Source organism: Pedobacter sp. 01N416 (assembly GCF_056399685.1).
In genome coordinates this window covers 1-5,934 of record NZ_JBFTRT010000345.1, presented here as the reverse complement: position 1 = coordinate 5,934, position 5,934 = coordinate 1, and the positions used below count along the sequence as shown (strand labels likewise).

Genomic DNA, 5,934 nt, shown 5'->3' with positions numbered 1-5,934 from the left:
AGATATAGCAGACTTAAAGTCGGTTTTTACAACTGTGGAGGTGCAACATACATTCGATTTTGTTGCTTCTGTGGTACTTCAGGATATTGAAATGCGGCGTTTCATCCATCAAAATATCTTACCGGTTTTTGAACGGAGCCTGCTTCCTGCACTAAATGAATATAAATTTGTTTTAGGAAGCTTCGTGGCCAAGCGCGCAGACTCAGAATATGGTAAGTTCCCGCTGCATCAGGATCCCACTTTTGTAGAAGAAGAAAATCACACAGGACTTAGTATCTGGTGCCCGCTCGTTGACGTAGATAAAACCAATGGCTGCCTTGGCGTTTTGCCTGGAAGCCATCGCTTAAAAAATCTTTACCGTTCACCTACCATGCTACCTTATACCGAATGGGTAGACACTATTGAAGCCAGGCACATGCATTACATTCCTATGAAGGCTGGACAAGTGTTATTCATGAATACGAGAGCAGTCCATGGCTCACCGCCCAATTTAAGCATGGCCATTAGACCCGTTGCCGCAGGTGTGGCTATACCAGCCCACTCCAACTTCAATCACTAAAAGTTCTCAAATAAAATCCATCCTGTTATGTCTACTAAACCATCAAATAATGGCAGCGGTGCTGCTCAATCTGAAGTGCCTGCATTACACTCTTTTGAGTTTGATAAAACGGCAATAGGCAACATTAAAAGCAGCGTCAATAAATTTCGCGGCTGTGTATCTATGCCATTGGATCTGATGACTTTACCGGGGCTCGAAGGCCTTGATGTAAAGCTATCTGTTCTTTATTCCAGCAATATAAAAAACAACTTAAATACCTGGAATACAGAGGCTCCTACAGGCATCCTTGGGCTGGGCTGGCAGATGCCTATTGAAATGATTACAGTAGACAAAGGAGGAAGTGCATCGGTAACGTCTGACACCTACTACCTGGTCTCCGGAGGCAGTTCCAACCCAATGGTAAAAACCGGTGAAACCGTAAGCGGCAACTGGATATTTCAACTGCGGAATTTTCAGTTTTGGTCAGTACAGTATAATCCTGCACTAAAGATTTGGATCATTATAAAAGAAGACGGGTTCACCTACACTTATGGCGCGGGAAACGACACCGCTTCAAATGCAACCCAATGGGGTATAAGCTGGGGAAACTGGATCGGTTCCAGTAATGTTGGCGCAACGCAGGTGCTCTATCCCACGTCCTGGAATCTCGCATCCATTGTAACGCCAATGGGCAATTCAGTTAACTATCAATACACAAACGTAGCACAGAAATTAATTTCCTCCGGACTTGCGTATACACAGGCCTCTTATTTGGGAAAGGTAATTGACAGCTATGGCCGGGTCATTACTTTGAATTATGGAAATAAATTCGGCATCCTTAATCCTGGCGGTGCAAGTGACGGCACTCCAATTGTCGAATACCAGCCATTGCATACCCAGATAGCGCCCCCCTCTCCCAACGCCTATCAAGACAGGTATGAAACCTATTTTTTAGATTCTGTTGACGTGGCAGATGCAGATGGCAACCCACTCTCGGGTATGAAGTTCACCTACGAATTCATCAATAATGCGGCATCATCAAACAGCAATTATTCATTGATGTACAAACGGTGTCTCCAGTCGGTGTTTCAGTACACAAATAACGGCGAAACACTTCCGGCAATGAATTTTGAATATTTCCCGACAAATCCGTCCAGCATCAACCCTGGCGCCCTAAGTGCCGTTGTATATCCCGAAGGCGGCAAAGCGTCATTTGAATACAAGGCACAAACCATAACATCTACTAATTCATCAAAAAAAGTGCAACTGCAAAATCCGATCACCGGCAGTATTCCCCGAGTTTGGTTTGGTTCCAATTACGTTGTATTCACTTACCAGAGCAGCAACCAGGTACAGGTAAAAATCCAATCGTGGAATGGACAATGGGTTAACCAAACCATCAGCATTAGTAAGACTGTAGCGACCGGTAGCCTGATGGTACAAACAACGGAGAATTTCTTCGCGCTTTCCCTCCGCAATAGTTCCACAGGCAACGATGAATTGTACCTGTTCCGTAACGATGACGCAGGACAGGACTTAAAATTCGGAAACTGGGTTATGTACAATAATCAGCCTTTCGTGCTTACCGTAAAGGCCAATTCAGAAGCTCAGTCCGTTTTTGTTGCAGGAGACAGCTTTGTAATGGCTTATAACACCGATTATACCACCACCCGGGTACAGGGATTTTCGTATAACTGGCAGGATGGAATGTGGAACGGGAACGGATCTCCGCTGTTGCCAAATTCTTCTGATTGTGTACTGGCTGCCATTACTGCGGTTCAGAATTTTTATGCAGTGTCCTGTTATCTCCCGAGTTCCCGACAACTGAAAAATTATCTGTTTTACCGCGCTTTAGATGGCACATGGAACGCCGGCAGTACATGGACTTTAAGCAATATCGATATAGTAGTAGATCAGCCAACCAATATGGCCTTCCTCGCCGTAAGCCCCACGCCAAGCTCATTGGTACTTACATTTGCTACATCTACTACCGATACGGCTATTAATTATAGCCTTAGATTATTTAACTGGGACGAGAATTTCTTTGTCCTGAACACGTCATCACCAGGCATGGTTGATTTGTCTTCTCCTATAGTAAGCGGAAATTTACTCTATCAAATATTCCAGACATCTATAGTTGGATCCACCGTAAATAATAATCTCGCAATGTTGCGGGATGCCGGCGGCGATCAGAGCTATGGCTCGGTTTGGAATCCAAAAAGCTTTTCTTCTCCTGGCGCTACAATTGGTTTGAACATGGCCACTGGTGAGGATATATCCATTCTTTCTCCTGCCAGCGGTTCTGCAGCAAATCAATGGGCAGCGTTCAATCCCAATGCCGGCTCATGGTCTATTTTGTCAAATGTTCCATCCGGGACTAACCCGAGTGTTTCTGGTAATTATATGACGGTTGGCAAAACCATTTATTTCCGCGGCACAGATGGCACATGGCGATCATTGTCAACACAACTCAACAGTTTCAATTATCCGCAAAGTCTCCAAAACCGGGGTCCGAGATTTATTAGCTACCAGGATGCCAGCGACAATACAGCATCATCCTACGTAGCAGCTTTAAGAAATGGAAATGCACAAGTGCCGCAGAAGCTGAATAATGTAAAATCATATGTACCCGATGGCACTGCCGGAACAATGTTGGTTGCCGGCCGCTTTCTGGTCACCTATCCTTCGTCTGCAGCTTCTTTCGATGCAAGCCCTACAATGGATTTATGGAATCTGGATGAAGTTAATTTCAACCAGTCCGTGACAGATACACCCGTGGCATACCTTGTGATTGAGGATCAGTACGACACCACGCAAAGTTTTACACAATCCTACTACTACGCCAACTCCCCCGAATCTCAAATTGTTTACAATGCCTTAATGGGCGTGGCGCAGTATCCACTGGTAATTGTAGTTCCCGGTGTTAAAGAGATAGCTGCCTTACCAACATCCACACCAGAAGGAAGTAGTCAGTTTTATTATTCCAACGGATTGGCCCAGCAATCGACGCTTTATCCTTCCGGTGGGCTCCAGAATTTTCAGAATATTCTTAATGGAATTCAACTGGGCCAAAAAGATTTTGCAAACGACGGCAGTCTCGTATCGTCGCAGCTGAATTACTGGACCATCTATTCAAAAGATGTTTCCGGTAAATATCTTTTAGGCGGATATGCACGTTGCGAAAAGACGGCCAATATGAAAGATGGCATTGTACAATGGTCAACAGGCACTTACGACAAGACAACCGGCGTATTATTATCTCAGGAGAAATCTTATTATGATGCAGACGGTGTGCAGAAAAATCTCCGCATAGAAACCTTATACGCTTACCAGGTTCCGGCATATGCTGCTTCGTTCAACAAGCTGCACATGTTCTCTACGGTGGCTATGACAACCCAAAGTGTAGCGCCGGCAGATAATAGTTCAAGAAATTATGTGAAGAGCCAGGCGACCATTTTCCGTAACTGGGCGAACAATGTCGTGAACACCGATTGTACTGGTGCCGGTTCGTGCAAACTGGCTGCTTATCAAATTTTTGACTGGACAACACCAGGCACTGTGGCACCACAATTCCCATCCGACACGCCGACAGCTGCATGGCAATTAAAGACTAAAATCATTTCCAGATCAGGTACCGGTAACCTCATAACAGAGCAGGTAGATGGCAATGGACTTGTTTCGTCATTCATTTACGATAAAAACCAGCAGTCATTAGTTGCCAAATTTCCAAATGGCAGTCTATCGGGAAATGAAGTGAGCTATTATGATTTTGAAACTTACGAAACGCCAATTGGCTGGGTAATTGGATCTGGTGGGACTATTGTTCCTAATAGCCAAAATACCGTGGTGGATGCCCATACAGGCACTAATAGCCTAAGCATTGCAGCAGGCAGCCACGGCGCAGCAGGCGTGCAAGGCTCATTTACCCCTATTCGCCAGGATCAGCAATATATATTTTCTGCCTGGGTTAAAAAACCCTCAACATTTAACAATAGCGCCGGTAATGCCTCCTGGCAAATATCGGTTGCCGGCGGCACCCCGACTGTTCTCAACTTCCCCGATACCGTTGGTCAGTGGGTGTATGTATCCCAATTAATTGATCTTCCCAACCCGAAGGGCACTGCGCAGATTACAATTATTTGTGAAAATGCGAATACATCCTGCAACGTGCTTGTAGATAATCTGCGGTTCACACCATTGGCATGTATCTTCGAGGCTTACAGCTATAATAACACTTTAGAACAGCCTACAGCCGTACTTGGCGCAAATGGCGAAATAAGCCGTAAAGTATTGGACAGTTTCCAGCAGGAAATTTTATCCACCAATGCGGCAGACAGGACTTCAAAAATTCAAAATGGTTACTTGTCCCGTAGTGGAAACCTGGGGGTATTTGCTCCCGCAAACCCTAATGCTTCACTTACTATTACCGGGACCAATGGCGGCGAGCTCACCGAATTTACACGTGGCCCAGAGTGGTCGTCCGTATGGCAGCAAGGAGCCGGTAACTGGATTGTAACTGGAACCGTCCTTACGCAGCAATCAGCTGGTACAGCAGGCTCGCTCACATATGCCGACGGTAATTTGACCTCAGATTATGCGTTGGATGTTGAATTCAATCTGCTCGAAACGCCTGATGCGCCATTGGGAATCCACCTGGGATCGGTACTTACCATTCAGTGGAATCCGCAATTAACTTCCTGGCAATTGCTGGATTCGACCGGAGCAAACGTGCTGCCTGCTGTGGATGCACGCGCATTTAACCTTCCCCAGAATCCGTTTGCAGCCCAGCTTGATGCAGGTACCTTGTCCGCTGCTCTTTGCATTGCATTTAATAATGCCGGCTTCCTGCTTCCTGCAACATCTACTATCAGCACAGGCGCTGCCACGGGCAAAGGCTGGACGATTACCAGTCCCGACAACGCTTACCGTTATGCGCTGAAACTGGATGGTGCTAATATAGCAGTATATACCATGAACAAGCAGTGGACATTGCTTGCCGGCCAGTCAACTGCTGTTTTCTGGGCAGATGGAAAAATGATCTTCAGCTATACAGCATCTGCTAATTTGTCTGGTGTACCCACCATTTTCTTTGGCAACAAGGTAGCCATTTCACAAATCGCTACAGCAGTAACACCAATGGCTGCTATCTCATTCGACGATGCAAATGGCAAAAATATCCAGGCGCAGCAATATGCTGGCACACAAATGGTGGTTGGTCAGCTGGTATCCGACAATCTGGGCAGAATGGCCATAAGGACGAAACAGGCATATATTTCTCCCCAACAAAACCCAATGTTTAGCTACTGCAGCGATTTTGCCGCCATGAACTGGACTGCAGGAACCATGACAGGCCTAGTGAGCACGGCCTACCCTGCTGATAATGGTTATCCATTTGC

Annotated in this window: 2 protein-coding genes; both read left to right on the top strand. The window is 45.9% G+C overall.

Features of this window, described 5'->3' with window-relative positions; genetic code table 11:
* Positions 1–559: phytanoyl-CoA dioxygenase family protein (locus AC1DND_RS18255; protein WP_477583776.1), on the top strand; the 559-nt coding region annotated here is incomplete at its 5' end.
* A gap of 27 nt (positions 560–586) precedes the next feature.
* On the top strand, positions 587–5,934 hold a 5,348-nt coding region (locus AC1DND_RS18250), incomplete at its 3' end, for a hypothetical protein (protein WP_477583774.1).